Here is a 17,630-nt window from a genome sequence, read left to right on the forward strand (position 1 = left end):
TTGGCCTTGGCGGGCTTATTTTGTATTGTTTATTTGGCAATGATAGATAATGAAAAAACAAACATACTCTCTCTTTCATTACATAAAGAAGTAGAGATCATAGGGTAAAAACCTACTAATAATGGGAAGTCTAAGAGTATTAAGTATAAATTTAACGTAGTTCCTCTTTTTAGTAGGTAATTTAGATAACTTTAACAAAAATGTTATTTAAAAAAATAAAATATTTAGCTTTTTAAGGATATAGCAACAAATTTTTGTTTTTTTTGTTTATTAAGTAAAAATAATTTCTTTTTTTATGTGTGATCCATGGTAAATTAGAATTAATACCAATAAAATGATTTTATAAACAAACAAGGCGGAAAATGATTTATATATCAGCTGTTTTTCGAATTGTAAGACTTATTTTTTTGAAAAACATTCGTAAAAAAAGAAGCGAAGTGACTGGAGCTGTTTTTTTAGTATCAGAGATTTTTATCAATCAATTCTCAATGGCTTTTTATTAGAGAAAATGGAGATAGGGGTTTTCACTAGGAAACAACTTTCATTTTTGTTATTTCTAGACTTATTGGTGGTAAATTGTCTAAAATTTGGTAGAATTAGAGTGTTCTAAAATTTTTTGAAAAGAGAATCGTGTATGATAAAAGGGATTGGGATTGATGCAGTTGAACTGTCGAGGATTGCTAAGATCATTAAAGAAAAGCAAAACTTTATTGATCGTGTACTGACACCAAGTGAAATCGAAATGTTTCGTTTGCTGCCATTTCATCGTCAGGTTGAGTTTTTAGGCGGTCGTTATGCATGTAAAGAAGCTTTTTCAAAGGCTTGGGGAACAGGGATCGGTAAAGTTACCTTTCAAGAGATCGAAATTTTAAAAAATGGATCAGGACAACCAATTGTAACGAAATCTCCACATGAAGGAGCAGTCTGGGTCAGCATCACACATACAGACGAGTTAGCTTTTGCACAGATTATTTTAGAAGACTAGAAAGAAGGAAGAACAATGGTTATTGCTTGGCATCGTCCGACAAAAGCAATTGTACATAAACAGGCAATTACAGAAAATGTAGCAAATGAAATAGCTCGATTGAATGGGAAAGAATTGTTTGCTGTTGTCAAAGCAGATGGTTACGGTCATGGAGCAATCGAAACAGCAGAAGCTGCAAAAAAAGGTGGAGCTTCTGGTTTTTGCGTAGCTACTTTAGATGAGGGAATCGAGCTGAGAGAGGCAGGTTTCATACAACCTATTCTTGTATTGAATATGGTTCCGATCGATGCGTTGACACTTGCAGTCATCCACGATCTATCTATTACTGCGGGAACAAAAGAATGGTTGGAAGCTGCGGCTACTTATATAGCAGAACGACATCTAGAATATTTATTGAAATTGCATTTGAAAGTCGATACCGGAATGGGAAGAATTGGCTTTCTCAATAGTGCAGAAGTGAATGAGGCAGTGGAAATCATCCAGGATAGTCCCAATTTAGAATGGGAAGGGATCTATACTCATTTTTCTACAGCAGATCAAGCAGATACCACCTATTGGGAACAGCAGAACCAAAAATTCAGTGAGATCATCGAAAGTCTACCTACTTTACCAAGATATGTCCACAGCAGTAATAGTGCTACTGCATTATGGCACGAAAAAGCTACAGGCAATATGATCCGCTATGGGGTAGCAATGTATGGCTTGAATCCATCCGGTCACGCGTTAGCGGAAGTGTATCCCCTACAACCAGCGCTTGAACTTGTATCTGAATTGATCCAAGTGAAAGAGTTGCCAGCAGGAGAAGGTGTAGGTTATGGAAAAACCTATACGACTTCAGCTTCAGAATGGATCGGAACTGTACCAATCGGTTACGCAGATGGTTGGTTACGGAAAATGCAAGGTTTCTCATTATTAGTGGAGGGGAATTATTGTGAAATCATTGGTCGTGTATGTATGGATCAATTGATGATCCGTCTACCCTATCAAATGCCAGTAGGAACCAAAGTTACGTTGATCGGAAAAAATCAACAGGCTAAAATCACCATGCAAGATGTAGCAGATCAATTGGGTACGATCCATTACGAAGTCGCATGTGTGCTAGGGCCCCGTATACCTAGAGAATATCAAGAGTGAGGAGAGGCGTATGGTAAAAAGAGGAGATATTTATTTTGCTGATCTTTCTCCGGTGGTAGGATCAGAACAAGGTGGGACAAGACCGGTCTTAGTGATTCAGAACAATTTAGGTAATCATTTTAGTCCAACGGTCATCGTAGCAGCAATCACTGCGAAAATGGCAAAACCTAAATTGCCCACACATATAGGAATCAAAGCGACCGGAACAGGGATCGAAAGAGACTCAGTCATTTTACTTGAACAAATCAGAACGATTGATAAATCTAGACTAAAAGAAAAAGTCTGTCATTTAGAACGATCGATCATGTTAGATGTCGATCGTGCATTGAAAATCAGTGTTGGTATCGAAGCGCTTGTCCCAGTTTCAAAATAAAAGACAAAAACAGCACGTTTATACATAAAAAAATAGCACCGTGTGTTTAGTCAATCATTGCGCGATTCAGCGCTTGGCAACAACAAAAAAGAGGAACTTCACGTGTCTGGGACATTCGTCCTTTCGCACCACCTAAAACCAAATAAACGGCGGGAACAGAAGTAACCTCTTCGAAAAATAAGGCGCCATTCACAAAAATTTGAAAAATAATTTTCGTGGATGGTGCCTTATTTCTCGAAGCTAAACACTTCGATCCCGACCTCTGGCTGTCGTGCCTTTTTTTGTTTGTGTGGTTCAGTTTTGCCGGATTTTCCAGTTCTATCGGAAGATATGGTTTATAAAATAACAATATATATATATTGAAAATAAGATTATAATTTTATGAGTAACCAATTTAGACATTTTTTTAGAAACTATGGTAAGCTTTTTATAACAGATTTATGTGACTACACATAAAAAAATTATCGGGATGCTACATTTGGTAGTGAACTAGCGGATAAAAGAAGATTAATTATTTGTTAAGCAAAAGATGACAATATTCGGACAGTTTGATTTAACTGTCAAAAAATTAGTTGCTTGATTGAAAATAGGATTGAAAATCGTATGGTTTTCATGATAAAGTGATGCAGCTGAAACAAAAAAAGGTGATGAATATGAAATCAATAAAAAATACAATAAACTTATATTTACTTGATTGGAAACGAATTTTTAAAAATCCTGTTGCGACTCTTTTGATCATCGCAATTATGATCATTCCTTCATTATATGCTTGGTTCAATATCAAAGCATTATGGGACCCTTATGGCAATACTGGGGAATTACCGATTGCTGTTTATAGTGCAGACAAGCCGGCTGAGTTTGAAGGACAAGAAGTCGCCATCGGAAAAGAAGTACTGAAATCATTACATGAAAATAAAGATTTAGGTTGGCAGTTCGTTGACTCTAAAAAAGAATTAGAAGATGGTGTACGGTCTGGGGAATACTATGCTGGTATCTATTTGCCAGAGAATTTCTCGGAGGATTTATTAAGCTTTACGAGTGGCGATATCAAAAAGCCGGAGATTGAATATACAGTCAATGAAAAAATCAATGCCATTGCACCAAAAATCACAGATAAAGGTGCATCTACGATCCAATCACAAATCTCCAGTGAATTTATTCGGACGGCGAGCGAAACTTTACTAAAAGTCTTTAATGAAATTGGGTACGATATCGATACAAACCTAGTAAGTATCAATAAAGTAAAATCAATGATTCTATCCACAGATGAAAACTTGGATACGATCGATGGCTATACCCAACAAGTACTTGATCTACAAAAACAACTACCAGATATCAAAGACAAATTAGCGAAAGCAAATGAATTTGTTGATTATCTCCCAGAAGTGGATGAGATGGGACAAAAGGTCGTTGAATTGAACGATAAAATGCCAGAATTAAAGGAACAAGCCAAAATCATTCTTGACCTTCAACAAAAAATCCCAGAGATCCAAGATGCTGGACGACAAATTGCTGAAATCGACAACGATTTTTCATCAATCGAAGAAACGATGAATCAAGGAATCGAGGAAGCAAAACAAGGATTGACCATCATCCAACAAGTCCAAGACATCTTACCTGATGTGAAAAATTTAGAATCACAAGCGAAGAATCTCGCAGCGGATACCAAAACGGGCGCTGAACAATTAAAAGAAGCAGTACCAGGTATCACGACAAGCGTGAAGACAACGTTAGACGCGATTGGTCAAGTAGCAACGACGACTAGTTCATTAGCGCAAACGATCGAAACAGCTGTAGAAGATGGACAACTAACAGATGAAGAAAAAGCAAATATCAATAACTTGTTAACTAATTTTATCAATGGTATTACAGCACAACAACAAGCAACGGATAAGTTGATTTCATTTTTGGAAGATCTACAAGCGAACGCTGGTAATACAAAACTACAACCGATTATTGATACATTGAAGAGTGTTAAACCAGTATTAACTGATTTACAAAATCGTTTAACACGATTAAATGAAGCTGTTCAGGCTGGGGATGTTTCTCAAGTTACGAAACTTTTACAAGAAGTCAGAGATGCTGCTAATTCTGTCAACGGCTTGATCAATAGTATCAATGTTGACGAAGTCAGCACAACCGTTCAATCGATCTTGACACAAGTGATCGATACGATCAGTACAGCGCAAGGTGCGTTGAGTAAAGCAGATCAAATCGACTTTGATTCGTTATTAAATTCAACCAAAGCAACCGTGACAAATGCGGTGGCGATCTTAGAGAAATATCAAAAAGAAATGCCTGCAATCGGTCAAGAGGTCCATGATGCAAATACGATGCTAAACGGTAATATGGAAACGATCGTAAATGGAATCAATAAGGGAGCTGACCTATACAATAACGACTTACCTGTATTAGAAGAGAAACTTGGTTTAGCTGCTGATTTTATCCAAAATGATTGGCCAACGATCAAAAATGAAATCAATACCACAATGACCACCGTCAACGATAAAATGCCAGAAGTCGAAACAGCAGTGAATGCTGCGGCAGACTTGATCACGAACGACTGGCCAAACATCAAAGCGGGTATCCAAAAAGCCGCAGACGCAATCCGTAAAGGAGAAGAAGAGGTTGATCTTGGGGAAGTCATCAAACTCTTGAAATTAGATGCGACAAAGGAAAGTGAATTCTTTACGATGCCTGTGGAACTACAAACTAATTCGTTGTATCCAATCCCTAATAATGGATCAGCAAGTACACCGTTCTATACTGCGCTATGTTTGTGGGTAGGTGCGGTCTTACTTTCAAGTGTCGCTACAACAGATTATTATTTAGATAAAAAAGCGCGTAAAAACTATACAAAACGGGAACAGTTTGGCGCCCGCATGTTGACCTTCTTGACGATGGCGATCGCTCAAAGCTTGATCGTTACTTTAGGGAACATGTTCTTGCTTGGTGTGTATGTAGTGAATCCAGTCTACAGTGTACTGTTTGCTGTTTTGATTGCTTTGTCATTTATGATGATCGTCTATGTTTTAGCAGCACTGTTTGACAATGTCGGCAAAGGGATAGCCATCATTATTCTTGTCTTGTCCATATCTGGTGGTGGTGGGAACTATCCAATTCAAGTTTCAGGGAAATTTTTCCAAATGATTAATCCTTTCTTGCCATTTACTCATGCAGTCAACCTCTTACGTGAATCAGCTGGTGGTATCTATTGGCCAAATGCGCTACATGCGATTTTGATATTAGTCGGCATATTTATTGTCGTAGGAATCGTTGGTACAGTATCCTATCCATTTGTGAGTGAAAAAATGAAGAAATTCAAAGAAGCTGCGCATGAAAGTCGAATCTTCCACTAGAAACGTGATGCCATCTATTCGTTTCTCGTAAAGGTTTTAAGTCTCAGTTTTTAAGTGAAGACGAGTTTAGGATAACGTTATTTTCCTAAGCTCGTCTTTTTTCTATACCAGAGAAAGCAAGTGGTTTAATTATGGAAATCACTCTAAAAATGAATTAAAAAAATATGGGGATTTTCTATCGATATTTTTCCCGAATTTTGTTGACATTTAATGGTCAAGGGCGTACTATAACATCTTGTTTACTATAAAAAATGACACCTGTAATTCGTAGGGGAAAAGGTGTGTAAAGGAGCATAGAAATTGGATTACTTAAAAAGGTTGTTAGTAGGGAAGCCGTTGAAGTCGGCGGAAAATGACGAGCATAAATTAACAAGGTTTGCTGCGTTAGCACTACTATCTTCCGATGCGTTGTCATCGATTGCGTACGGAACAGAACAAATCGTTGTGGTATTAGTGGCGTTGTCTGCTGCTGCGATCTGGTATTCATTGCCAATTGCTGCATTTGTTATTATTTTATTGATTTCATTAACTCTTTCTTATCGGCAGATCATTCACGCATATCCACACGGGGGTGGGGCTTACGTTGTTAGTAGTGAGAACCTCGGTAAAAATGCTGGACTGATTTCGGGCGGGTCTTTATTGATCGATTATATGCTGACTGTTGCGGTTTCCGTCTCAGCCGGTGCAGAGGCGATTACTTCTGCTATACCCGCTCTATATGGGCATCAAGTAGCGATTTCAGTGACTATCGTCCTCTTGTTGATGATGTTGAACTTACGTGGACTGAGAGAGTCAGCTTCGTTTTTACTATTCCCAGTCTATACATTTATTCTCGTCATCTCCTTATTGATTGTCGTTGGTTTGTTTAATATTGTGACTGGAGCAGTACCATTACAAGCAACAGCTCTTCCAGGCGCAGTTGTTCCTGGAGTATCTGTAGCCTTGATTTTACGAGCATTTTCTTCTGGTTCTTCTTCATTGACTGGCGTAGAAGCAATCAGTAATGCAGTACCGTTCTTCAAAAAGCCACGCGCGAAAAATGCAGCAATGACTTTGACGATGATGGCATTGATCTTAGGCTTCTTTTTTGTAGGGATCACGTTTATCAACTATTGGTATGGAATCGTTCCTGAAAAAGAAGTAACTGTTCTTTCCCAAATCGGACAAGCTGTTTTTGGGCATGGGATCTTGTATTATATCTTGCAATTTGCGACAGCCTTGATTTTGGCGGTTGCGGCAAATACAGGTTTCTCTGCTTTTCCAGTTTTAGCGTATAATCTAGCAAAAGATAAATTTATGCCTCATATGTACCAAGATCGTGGAGACCGTTTAGGCTATTCGAACGGGATCATCACCCTTGCGTTAGGTTCTATCGTGCTCTTGTTTATTTTTAATGGTTCTACGGAACGATTGATTCCATTGTATTCGATCGGTGTCTTTATTCCTTTTGCGTTATCGCAAACAGGAATGGTCATCAAATGGAAGAAAGAGGGCAAAAAGTGGTGGACGAAATCAATTGCGAATATTACGGGTGCATTTATCTCTTATGCCATCATCGCAATTTTATTTGTTTACCGCTTAGGGGATATTTGGCCGTTCTTCATCATCATGCCAATCGTCATGTTCGTCTTCTATAAAATCCATGATCATTACCAAAAAGTAGCGGAACAGCTCCGTTTAGAAGATGAAGTGAATTTGCATGAATATGAAGGGAATACAGTCTTGGTGCTTGTAGGAAATGTTACACGTGTAAATACGGGGGCATTGAATTATGCGCGTTCGATCGGTGATTATGTTGTTGCTATGCACGTTTCATTAGATGAGGATATCGAAAAGGAAAAAGAGATCCAAGCAGAATTTAAAAAGCATTTTCCAGATGTTCGTCTTTCAATCGTCCATTCTTCTTATCGATCGATCCAAAATCCGATTTTGCGTTATGTGGATATAGTCAGCAAAAATGCGGCGAAACAAAATTACACGACGACAGTGTTGATTCCACAATTTGTACCGAATCGCAGATGGCAGAACATCTTGCATAATCAGACGAGTCTAAGATTACGTTTGCGTCTTTCTTGGCGGGAGAATATCGTTGTAAGTACGTATAGTTATCATCTGAAAAAATAAGCACATGTGATATAGAGACAATTCTTTGACCTTAGAACAGTATTTTGGTGTTCTAAGGTCTTTTATGGTTATGTGATATTGGAGTAGGTGTTCAATTTAACCGAAAATGTATTCACGTTGTATTTATTTTTTTGTTTATAGTATGATGATAATAGATAGAATGGAGGCGAAAATTATGAAGACTAGGAAACAAGGGAATGCGATTGTTTTGACTGTGCCTACTAAATTTGGTATAGAAGAGAATGTTGAGTACATTGCTGTTAAGGGGGAAGACGATACAATCACGTTTATAAAAAAGAAAAAAAATATTTTTGATGAAGCATTTGAAAATGATGAAACAATTAATGCAAGTGCTGGATTTCCTGAGGATTCACTTGTAGGAAAGGAAATTATTTAATGGTATATAATATTAATGGCTATACGCCTAAACAAGGAGATTTCGTGATTATTAATTTCAATCCTAGCATAGGTAGAGAGATTAAAAAAAGAAGACCTGCAATTGTTGTCAGTGCGAACCATTATAATGCAGTAACAGGGATGTGTGCGGTTTGTCCAATTACTGATACGAAATATAAAAACTATATTGCATTAGATAAGAGTCATAAACTACAAGGATATATCAATCCTTTTCAAATCAAAACATTTGATTTTATGGAAAAGCAGAGAAATGTACGCTTTGTAGAGAAAGCCACTCTAGCTGAGTTAGGTGAAGTGGCACAAATCATTGATATGGTGTTTGATTTTTCATCATTATTGTCAGAGTAAGTAGCAACTCATTTATTTATAGTTTATATAGAACTGTACATACCAGAAGATTTAGTCAATGATTATCAATCTGAACTTCAGTAAAAAAACACCACCAAATCAAGCGTTTATTTCTTGAACTGGCGGTGTTTTCAATTGTTTAAAGATAGAAATCTATTGGGTTCAATTATGCATTCTCTATGTTCATCATCTTGAATGCTTTGCCGCAGGGTCTAAACGGCGTTCGATGATCCCTAAGACCCAGTCGGTGATGATTGCCATGAAGGCTGTTGGCAAGGCTCCGGCTAAGATGATCGACGTACCATCTGTGGCATTGGTCCCACGAATGATGATGTCTCCTAATCCGCCAGCTCCGACGAAGGCACCGATGGCGGTGATCCCGATGGCAACGACCAAAGCATTTCTAATGCCTGCCATAATGACTGACACAGACAACGGTAGTTCTACCATAAAGAGACGTTGGCTGGCTGTCATCCCCATCCCTTTACCGACATCAAGGATATTTTTGTCGACTTGGATCATCCCAGTGTACGTGTTCTTGATGATCGGTAGTAGCGAATATAAGAAAACTGTAACGATCACGACATTTACTCCTAAACCTAACCCGATCATCAAGATCGAGATCATGGCTAACGAAGGAATCGTTTGGATGATATTTGCAAAACGGATCACCCAATTGGCTAACTTACGTTTTCGTGAAATGAGAATACCAACGGGGATACCGACGATTGCTGCAAAAAGTACGCCATAGATCGAAATGAGAAAGTGACGTAGGAACTGTGAAAAGACATACGTACCATTCTCTTGAAAATAATAAATAAATTGTTCAAGCCAATTCATGTTTTCCATTATCGTCACTCCCCTCCAAAGTATTGGTTTTCTTTTAAAAAGCGCTCTGCGACGACAGAAGGCTCAACCAAATTATTGTCTGCTTCATAGTTCAATTGTTGCATTTTTTCAGTGCTGATCGTATTACTTAATTTTGTTAATGCTTCGGCTAATCCCGGCGTATCTTTTAATAGTTGATTATCTACAACCGGTGCAGCGTCATAAGGTGGGAAAAAACTCAAGTCATCTTCTAGCATGACTAGATCATAACTAGCAATACGACCGTCTGTCGAATAACCTAAAACGATATCCATTCTCCCAGCTTCTACAGCGTCATAGACTAGACCGATCTGCATAGGCAAGATAGAATCAAATGAAAAGCCATATGTTTCTTTGAAGCCGTCATAGCCATCTCCTTTACGATTGATCCAGGAAGTATCCACTCCAGCGACAAGTTCATCGGCGACATTTTTCAAGTCACTGACTTTCTTTAAATTGTATTTTTCCGCAGTATCTTTGCGAACAAGAAAAACGTAGGTGTTCTCGAACCCATAAGAAGGGAACCAGGTTTGATCATACCTTTTTTCAAATTCACGTTTTACGATATCAAATGCTTTTTCAGGATCTTTCTCAGGCGGTAAATTAAGGGTAGTGGTCAAATCCGTCCCTGTATAGCGAGCGGCAGAAATAGACGCGTCGCCGTTCATCATCGCTTGATGATTGATCGTCGTCGTTGCTAAGTTATTGATGATCGTCGTATTTTTTTCCGTATAGTGTTCAACCATCCCAGCAACGATACTGGCAATGATCTGAGCTTCAGAAGTGATCCCACCGGTGATAGAAATCGTATCTTCATCCGTATTACTTGCCAATCCTGGGAAGGAGCAACTTGCAAGTAATAAGACGGTCAATACGAGAACGACACTATTTCTGATTCGTTTCATTCGTCATTCTCCTCCCTCAATGCGATCGGAGTTAACCGATTCTCCAATAGTCCTAATAAGAAATCTGCAAGCAAAGCTAAGATCGTTACAGGGATCGTTCCAGCGAAAATCAAATCGGGTTGATAATTATTCAAACCGCTAAAAATCAAATCGCCTAGCCCGCCTGCGCCGATGTAAGAGGCGAGGGTTGCCCATGCAATCACATAGACTGCTGCTAACCGGATACCTGCCATGATCGTCGGCATAGCGATCGGCAATTCGACAGAAAAAATCGATTGGATATTTGTCATCCCCATGCCTTTTGCGACATCGCGGTAATTCCAATCCACATTTTTCATCCCAATATAGGTATTTCTTAAAATAGGTAAAAGGGAATAGATAAATAGGGCAATGATTGCAGGCAATTTACCGACACCGAATAAAGGAATCATAAGTGCTAATAGGGCAAGAGAAGGGACTGTTTGTAACGCACTGGTCAGTCCAATAACGATCGTTGCGACTTTAGGAAAACGCGTCAAAAGAACACCTAAAGGAACAGCAATGGCAATCCCGATGACCAATGCAATTGCTGAAATATAGAGATGTTCGAGACTTTTTGAGAGGATCTCAGCGCCATGTTGTTGAAAAAATTCGGCCATTGGTTAAACCTCCTTTGTTTCAGATGGCGTACCAATTGCATCAGTAAGCGATGGTTCTTCGCCCCAGATCACGTCATAGACGATGTCGACAAGAGAGGCTCGAGTTAAAATACCAACGACTTTATTTTGTTCATCAACTACTGGCACATATTTTAAACCACGTTTTAAGATTCGTTGTAAAGTATCACGTAAATAAGCAGATTGTTTTACATAAAAAACATCCTTGTTCAAGATATCGCCAACACTCGAGACTTTTCCACGTTTCTTATCGATTGTTTCAACATCGATAAATCCTTTTAAGGTATTTGAATTATCCGTCACTAAAAGCGTATCGACGCGTTTTTCACGCATCAATTTGATGGCTTCTTGCAATGATTTTTCTGGCGTGATCGTGATGGCTTGGTTCAGCATGACTTCGCCTACTTTTGTGGTATCTGGTTTGGCTTGAAGTAAGCGATCTTCACCGATCAATTCTTCGACAAATTCATTGGCAGGGTGGCGTAAAATATTTTGTGGCGTATCAAATTGAATGACTCTACCTTCACTCATGATCGCGATACGACTGGATAATTTGATTGCTTCATCCATATCATGTGTCACGAAGACGATGGTTTTTCCTAGACGTTCTTGCAGATCCTTGACTAAATCTTGTAAGGAATCTCTTGTGATAGGGTCTAATGCTCCAAAAGGTTCATCCATCAAAATGATGTCTTGATTCGCCGCTAACGCGCGAACGACACCGATACGCTGCTGTTGACCACCAGATAATTCATGTGGGTAACGATCAAGCATTTCACGAGGAAGTTCCACCAGGTCGATCATTTTCTCTGCTGTTTTGTTCCGTTCTTCTTGGCTGACCTTCAATAATTTTTGGACAAGAGTGATATTTTCCCGGATCGTCATGTGAGGCATCAAACCGATACTTTGGATCACATAGCCGATTTGTCGTCGGAGTTCAACGGGATTGATTTCTTGGATTGACTTTCCATCAATCAAAATCTGACCTTCTGTCGGGTCTGTCATGCGGTTAAGCATTCGCATCGTAGTGGTTTTTCCGCTCCCACTTGTACCGATAAAACAGATGAATTCGCCTTTTTCAAAAGAAATATTGACGTTCTCGACCGCGACTTTTCCACCTTTATAAATTTTTGATACATTCTGAAATTCGATCATCATTGCACCTCTTCTTTTCTTTTCCATAAAGAATGTTCTTATAATAGTATGCCTAAAATAACTAAGGAATACAAATTTGATGATTTATTTACTATACAAATAACTAGACTAGTAGGCGTTTTTTGAAATTATAAATAAAATATAGCTGAAAAGATAACGCAACTAATCATAAATGAATGGAAGGATAAGATTTTTGCTTTTTGGCATTGTCGGCATAAAATGGTAAAATAAAAGGGCCAAACAGAGAAAGTGAGTGACGATATGTTAACAACAGAAGATTTCGATTTTGAGTTACCCGAAGAACTGATTGCCCAAACACCATTAAAAGACCGGGATCATTCCCGATTACTTGTAGTTGACCGTAAGACAGGTGAGATGATGGATAAACATTTCCATGAAATCATTGAGGAATTAAATCCTGGTGATGCGTTAGTGATGAATAATACACGCGTATTGCCTGCGCGCTTATACGGTGAAAAAGTAGAGACGGGTGCCCACTTAGAAGTATTGCTTTTGACCAATACAGAAGGTGACACGTGGGAGACACTGATCAAACCAGCCAAACGTGCCAAAGTAGGGACAGAGATCATTTTTGGTGACGGACGTTTAAAAGCAGTTGTGAAAGAAGAGCTGGATCATGGTGGACGAATCATTGAGTTTGCTTATGAGGGGATTTTCTTAGAGAATCTAGAAGCGCTTGGCGAAATGCCGTTACCGCCTTATATCAAAGAACGTTTAGAAGATCCAGATCGCTATCAAACTGTCTATGCAGAAGAAAATGGCTCAGCAGCTGCACCAACTGCTGGCTTACATTTCACGACAGAATTATTAGATGAAATCAAAGCAAAAGGCGTGGAGCTTGTGTATTTGACACTGCATGTCGGTCTAGGAACCTTCCGTCCAGTGAGTGTCGATAAAATCGAAGAGCATGAAATGCACAGTGAATTTTATCGTTTGACCGAAGAAGCTGCTACTCGTTTGAATCAAGTTCGCCAAAATGGCGGGAAAATCGTGGCAGTAGGAACGACTTCAATCCGCACATTAGAAACGATTGGTACGAAATTTGATGGGGAGATCAAAGCAGATAGTGGCTGGACCGATATCTTTATTACGCCAGGGTATGAGTTCAAAGTAGTTGAAGCTTTTTCTACGAATTTCCACTTGCCAAAATCCACTTTAGTGATGCTAGTCAGTGCGTTTGCTGGTAGAGAATTAACATTATCAGCTTATCAACATGCCATCGATGAACGTTACCGTTTCTTCAGTTTTGGAGATGCGATGTTTGTAAAGTAACTTTTTAAGATAAAAAAGACCCCGACTCTCGATTAGTCGGGGCTTTTGTGCTTCGGAAGGAAACAAATAAATAGAATTAGTGTAACTTTCCATAGAACATGCAAAGTACGGTGTTGAATTTCTTCTTGATAAACAAAAAATCTTGTTTTCTTTACATCTTCAACAGTTGAATCATCTCTTGTTCCTATTCAATTTTCAGATGTTCATGTTATTTAATTGTTACGTATCCCACTACTTCTTTTTTTGAACGATTTTCGTTTCAAACAGTCATACGCATTCACTATTTATAATGGTTACTTCACATGCTCGTTAAGGTGAAACTTGTACTTCTAACAACTTTGTTTGCTTATACTACTCTATCGAGAAATTCTTCTATCTATTTGTCTTTTCCTCCTTCCTTATGGTTAAATCATACCACGTTTTGGTAGCGTTTGCAATCGATAAGGGCCCTTTATTTTAAAATTTTTCTCTACATATATATATGCGATATAGTTGAATTGATTAAAAAAATGATGTTATACTAAAATCGTACCTTAACATAACGTTCATTTTTAAAAGAAAGGGAGTATAGGATGGATAGTTACAAAAAAACAATAGAAGAAATAGCAGAAGAAACAAAAGTAGATATAGATCAAGGGTTGTCGATGAGTGAAGCAAAGGAACGAAGTCGGCAACAAGGAAAAAATCAATTCGAAGAAGCTTCCAAAGAATCACTCTTCAAAAAATTTATACGAAGTCTTTCAGATTTTACCACAATTGTTTTATTAGTTGCCGCAGTCATTTCATTTTACACCGCATTTGCAACAGAACATGGAGACCTATTCGAAGGACTCTTGATCATTGCGATTGTTATCATCAATTCAGTTCTAGCGATTGTTCAAGAAGGAAATGCAGAAAAAGCATTAGAATCCCTACAAGATATGAATAAACAAACCGCTACGGTCCTCAGAGATGGTAAAGTAGAAAAAGTAGATGCTGAGAATCTAGTTGTCGGGGATGTGCTGGTATTAGAAGCAGGATCAGCGATTGCTGCGGATGCTCGCTTAGTAGAAACATCACAATTACGTGTAGAAGAATCAGCTCTAACCGGTGAAAGTGAGGCTGTCGAAAAAGACGCAGGTTACATAAGTCAAGAAGATGACTCTCTCGGTGACCAATTGAACATGGTCTTTAAAGGTTGTACCGTTGCTGCTGGTCGTGGGAAAGCGATCGTCACAGCGATTGGTATGCAGACCGAAATGGGAAAAATCGCCGGATTATTAAATGACCATACAATGCAGAAAACACCACTACAAGTCCGTTTGAATCAATTAGGGAAGCGAATCAGTGTGATTGCATTAGCAGCTGCTGCCTTAGTCTTTTTGATTGGTGAACTTCAAGGGGAACCGTTACTTGAAATGTTCATGACTTCGATTTCCTTAGCTGTTGCCGCAGTACCAGAAACATTAACTGTTATCGTTACATTGACACTTGCTTATGGTGTACAGAAAATGGCGAAAAAACATGCGATTATTCGTCAGCTGCCAGCTGTTGAAACGCTCGGTACTGCGAATGTCATCTGTTCGGATAAAACCGGTACACTGACACAAAACCGGATGCGCGTCCGTCGTGTGTGGAGTAAAGAAGATGAAGTAACAGATGTCGAAGATTCAATGACAAATAGCGCGATGGAAATTTTAAAAATGGCTGCATTATGTACAGATGTGACGGTTGAAAAAGAGGACGATGAATTGATCGTCAAAGGTAATCCAACGGAAGCAGCAATCGTACGTGCAGTTGAGGAAAACTATCATACAAAAGAAGAATTAGAAGAAAAATACCCAAGAGTTGACGAACTTCCATTCGACTCAGATCGAAAAATGATGACGACTGTCCATAAAATGGGTGATAAGTATATTTCTATCACAAAAGGCGCATTTGATGTCTTAGCACCAAAATTTACGTCTGGAGATGTTGAACAAGCAGAAGTGGTCAACGACCGTTTTGGGAAACGTGCGTTACGTGTGATTGCAGTAGGTTATCGAACGTATGACGAAAAACCACAAGAAATCACTTCAGAAGCTTTAGAAAAAGATCTACGTTTGATTGGCTTGATCGGTATGATCGATCCGCCGCGTCCTGAAAGTAAAGGCGCTATCAAGCGTGCGAAAAAAGCTGGTATTAAAACAGTGATGATCACTGGGGACCATGTCGTCACTGCCAGTGCGATTGCCAAAGAATTGGGAATTTTGACCAATAGTAACGAAGCTCTTTCAGGTGCGGAACTCCGTGCGTTATCTGATGAAGAATTAGATGATCGAGTAAAAGATTTATCCGTTTATGCTCGCGTAACCCCAGAAGATAAAATCCGAATCGTCAAATCATGGCAACGAACAGGTGCTGTGGTCGCAATGACAGGTGATGGTGTGAACGATGCGCCAGCATTGAAAGCGAGTGACGTTGGATGTGCGATGGGGATCACCGGTACAGATGTAGCGCAAAGTGCCGCTGACATGATTTTGACCGATGACAACTTCGCTACGATCGTAGATGCAGTTAGCCAAGGACGTTCCGTTTATCAAAATATTCGAAAAGCGATCAACTTCTTATTAAGCTGTAATATCTCTGAGATTTTTATCGTATTGATTGCGATGTTAGTTGGTTGGGGGGCACCATTTACAGCCGTTCAACTGTTGTTCGTAAACGTTGTCGCTGATGGACTACCTGGTTTCGCTCTAGGAAGAGAACCAGCAGAGGAAGGGATCATGAATGAAGCACCAATTCCTAAAAATGAAGGGATTTTCGCTCGTGGTCTAATGAAGAAAATTGCCATCAATGCAGGAATATTTACGGTAGTCACTTTATTTGGTTACTACTTAGGAAGCTTCGTCGATACGATCAGCCCTTGGGTTGATGCTAGTCAAGAAGTTGGCCAAACCGTTGCATTTCTAGTATTGGCTTACTCTTCGATCCTTCATGTCTTTAATGTTCGTAGTAGTCAATCGATTTTCAAAGTGAACTTAGCAACGAATAAATCGTTAGTGGAAATGGCGATTCTTTCCCTTCTTATCACGTCAGCAGTCGCTTTATTACCATTCACGCAAGAATTATTTGGGTTAGTTCATATTAGTTTGAATCATTGGTTCTTAGTAGGAATCTTGTCGATTATACCGATTGGGGTCAATGAATTGATCAAGTTCCACCAATTGCCAGATGAGGAGGAGACAGTAGAAGCACCAGAATCTGAAATGTAAAAAAATAAACACCAAAAAAGGATTGGAGATTTTCCAATCCTTTTTATTATGGTGAAAAAGCTGATTAAACTTGTTTTGGTAATTGTTCGTAAAAAGCAGCTTTAGTTGCAGTGATGTATGGATTCAACCATAGATAACCGATACCGACTGTGGCAATTGCTAAGATGTGCCATCCGATAAACGATAAGTCTAACCAGAATAATTTTCCTTTGTAGCCATCCATCAATTTGCGGCTTGCAGTGATCGTATCAAGGATTTTTGGTTTTTCGCCTGTTTCTGTTACGACATCATAGTAAATGAAATAACTTTGAGAATAGGCATACCCTTTGATGATCCCAGGAATGACTAAAAGCAATGCCCATAACGTAGTGAAAATCGTTGTCACTAGTGCTAACAATAGAACGCCACCGAAGAATACGCCTGAAAAACCGCGGAAAGCATCTTTGAATGGTTCGATCGTTGTTCGTTTCCCACGGATAATGTCCAAATAGGTCCAAGAAATCCCACTCATGAACAATGCACTGATGATCGTAGAAACGATCCCTCCGCCTGAACTACTGCTACTTGAACCACTCACCATTTCTTGCATTGCGCTACTGTCTTGCATCGTTGCAATCAGTAAAGCAGTAGGTAAAGCTAAAATAAGAATAATAGCAATTGTGATCAATGTTGGAATCAGATTTAATAGAATTGCTTGCCCCCAACGTCCCTTTAAGCTTTCTTTTGCTTGTTGTTTTAATTCCCCAGAAGATACCATATTTTCCACTCCTTTTTTTTGATA

Annotated in this window: 14 protein-coding genes; 9 read left to right on the forward strand and 5 right to left on the reverse strand. The window is 39.0% G+C overall.

Annotation, left to right across the window (positions count from 1 at the left end):
• Window positions 1–634 precede the first annotated feature (634 nt).
• The 7 genes from acpS to IGI79_RS01065 all read left to right on the forward strand — a co-directional run bounded on the left by acpS (window position 635) and on the right by IGI79_RS01065 (window position 8,740).
• Window positions 635–985, forward strand: a complete 351-nt coding sequence (acpS, locus tag IGI79_RS01035; RefSeq protein WP_010736606.1) for a holo-ACP synthase — start codon at window positions 635–637, stop codon at window positions 983–985.
• 15 nt (window positions 986–1,000) lie between these two features.
• Window positions 1,001–2,119, forward strand: a complete 1,119-nt coding sequence (alr, locus tag IGI79_RS01040; RefSeq protein ID WP_438845612.1) for an alanine racemase — start codon at window positions 1,001–1,003, stop codon at window positions 2,117–2,119.
• A 10-nt stretch (window positions 2,120–2,129) separates the two neighbouring features.
• Window positions 2,130–2,492 carry a type II toxin-antitoxin system PemK/MazF family toxin gene (locus IGI79_RS01045; protein WP_019722700.1) on the forward strand — a complete coding sequence of 121 codons (363 nt, stop codon included), beginning with the start codon at window positions 2,130–2,132 and terminating at the stop codon, window positions 2,490–2,492.
• 653 nt (window positions 2,493–3,145) lie between these two features.
• On the forward strand, window positions 3,146–5,851 hold the full coding sequence (locus IGI79_RS01050; RefSeq protein ID WP_438845613.1) for a YhgE/Pip family protein: 2,706 nt from the start codon (window positions 3,146–3,148) through the stop codon (window positions 5,849–5,851).
• Between the two features lie 300 nt (window positions 5,852–6,151).
• Window positions 6,152–7,975: an APC family permease gene (locus IGI79_RS01055; RefSeq protein ID WP_019722428.1), complete on the forward strand. Its 1,824-nt coding sequence runs from the start codon at window positions 6,152–6,154 to the stop codon at window positions 7,973–7,975.
• Window positions 7,976–8,150: 175 nt separating this feature from the next.
• The gene (gene mazE, locus IGI79_RS01060) at window positions 8,151–8,372 is read left to right on the forward strand and encodes a type II toxin-antitoxin system PemI/MazE family antitoxin (RefSeq protein WP_019722427.1); all 222 of its coding nucleotides are present in this window, start codon (window positions 8,151–8,153) and stop codon (window positions 8,370–8,372) included.
• Window positions 8,372–8,740, forward strand: coding sequence for a type II toxin-antitoxin system PemK/MazF family toxin (locus IGI79_RS01065; RefSeq protein WP_438845614.1), 369 nt, complete (start codon window positions 8,372–8,374; stop codon window positions 8,738–8,740). Before mazE ends, IGI79_RS01065 begins: the two co-directional genes overlap by 1 nt.
• 186 nt (window positions 8,741–8,926) lie before the next feature.
• Here the strand turns inward: IGI79_RS01065 and IGI79_RS01070 are convergent, their stop codons facing one another.
• The 4 genes from IGI79_RS01070 to IGI79_RS01085 are packed head-to-tail and all read right to left on the reverse strand — an operon-like array spanning window position 8,927 to window position 12,323.
• Window positions 8,927–9,589, reverse strand: a complete 663-nt coding sequence (locus IGI79_RS01070; protein ID WP_019722425.1) for an ABC transporter permease — start codon at window positions 9,587–9,589, stop codon at window positions 8,927–8,929.
• Between the two features lie 5 nt (window positions 9,590–9,594).
• The gene (locus IGI79_RS01075; RefSeq protein ID WP_023518952.1) at window positions 9,595–10,512 is read right to left on the reverse strand and encodes an osmoprotectant ABC transporter substrate-binding protein; all 918 of its coding nucleotides are present in this window, start codon (window positions 10,510–10,512) and stop codon (window positions 9,595–9,597) included.
• The gene (locus tag IGI79_RS01080; protein WP_195274139.1) at window positions 10,509–11,150 is read right to left on the reverse strand and encodes an ABC transporter permease; all 642 of its coding nucleotides are present in this window, start codon (window positions 11,148–11,150) and stop codon (window positions 10,509–10,511) included. Before IGI79_RS01080 ends, IGI79_RS01075 begins: the two co-directional genes overlap by 4 nt.
• Window positions 11,151–11,153: 3 nt before the next feature.
• On the reverse strand, window positions 11,154–12,323 hold the full coding sequence (locus IGI79_RS01085) for a betaine/proline/choline family ABC transporter ATP-binding protein (protein WP_019722423.1): 1,170 nt from the start codon (window positions 12,321–12,323) through the stop codon (window positions 11,154–11,156).
• Window positions 12,324–12,584: 261 nt separating this feature from the next.
• On the opposite strand from IGI79_RS01085, the gene queA reads away from it, so the two are divergent.
• Both queA and IGI79_RS01095 read left to right on the forward strand, forming a co-directional pair.
• On the forward strand, window positions 12,585–13,616 hold the full coding sequence (gene queA, locus IGI79_RS01090) for a tRNA preQ1(34) S-adenosylmethionine ribosyltransferase-isomerase QueA (RefSeq protein WP_010736594.1): 1,032 nt from the start codon (window positions 12,585–12,587) through the stop codon (window positions 13,614–13,616).
• Between the two features lie 572 nt (window positions 13,617–14,188).
• Complete coding sequence (locus IGI79_RS01095; RefSeq protein ID WP_438845615.1) at window positions 14,189–16,849, forward strand: cation-translocating P-type ATPase; 2,661 nt, start codon at window positions 14,189–14,191, stop codon at window positions 16,847–16,849.
• Between the two features lie 64 nt (window positions 16,850–16,913).
• On the opposite strand, the gene IGI79_RS01100 is transcribed toward IGI79_RS01095, so the two are convergent.
• A complete protein-coding gene (locus IGI79_RS01100) occupies window positions 16,914–17,606 on the reverse strand; it encodes a DUF975 family protein (RefSeq protein ID WP_019722421.1) in 693 nt (230 codons plus the stop codon).
• Between the last annotated feature and the right edge of the window lie 24 nt (window positions 17,607–17,630).

It is taken from the genome of Enterococcus sp. AZ084, assembly GCF_051714905.1.
Classification (GTDB): domain Bacteria; phylum Bacillota; class Bacilli; order Lactobacillales; family Enterococcaceae; genus Enterococcus_B; species Enterococcus_B pernyi.

Bases quoted from the DNA above. Each gene is read 5' to 3' on its own strand.
- IGI79_RS01095 (WP_438845615.1), top strand. From the start codon at position 14,189: ATGGATAGTTACAAAAAAACAATAGAAGAAATAGCAGAAGAAACAAAA.
- IGI79_RS01045 (WP_019722700.1), top strand. From the start codon at position 2,130: ATGGTAAAAAGAGGAGATATTTATTTTGCTGATCTTTCTCCGGTGGTA.
- IGI79_RS01070 (WP_019722425.1), bottom strand. From the start codon at position 9,589: ATGGAAAACATGAATTGGCTTGAACAATTTATTTATTATTTTCAAGAG.
- alr (WP_438845612.1), top strand. From the start codon at position 1,001: ATGGTTATTGCTTGGCATCGTCCGACAAAAGCAATTGTACATAAACAG.
- acpS (WP_010736606.1), top strand. From the start codon at position 635: ATGATAAAAGGGATTGGGATTGATGCAGTTGAACTGTCGAGGATTGCT.
- IGI79_RS01100 (WP_019722421.1), bottom strand. From the start codon at position 17,606: ATGGTATCTTCTGGGGAATTAAAACAACAAGCAAAAGAAAGCTTAAAG.
- IGI79_RS01075 (WP_023518952.1), bottom strand. From the start codon at position 10,512: ATGAAACGAATCAGAAATAGTGTCGTTCTCGTATTGACCGTCTTATTA.
- IGI79_RS01085 (WP_019722423.1), bottom strand. From the start codon at position 12,323: ATGATCGAATTTCAGAATGTATCAAAAATTTATAAAGGTGGAAAAGTC.
- IGI79_RS01050 (WP_438845613.1), top strand. From the start codon at position 3,146: ATGAAATCAATAAAAAATACAATAAACTTATATTTACTTGATTGGAAA.
- IGI79_RS01065 (WP_438845614.1), top strand. From the start codon at position 8,372: ATGGTATATAATATTAATGGCTATACGCCTAAACAAGGAGATTTCGTG.
- queA (WP_010736594.1), top strand. From the start codon at position 12,585: ATGTTAACAACAGAAGATTTCGATTTTGAGTTACCCGAAGAACTGATT.
- mazE (WP_019722427.1), top strand. From the start codon at position 8,151: ATGAAGACTAGGAAACAAGGGAATGCGATTGTTTTGACTGTGCCTACT.
- IGI79_RS01080 (WP_195274139.1), bottom strand. From the start codon at position 11,150: ATGGCCGAATTTTTTCAACAACATGGCGCTGAGATCCTCTCAAAAAGT.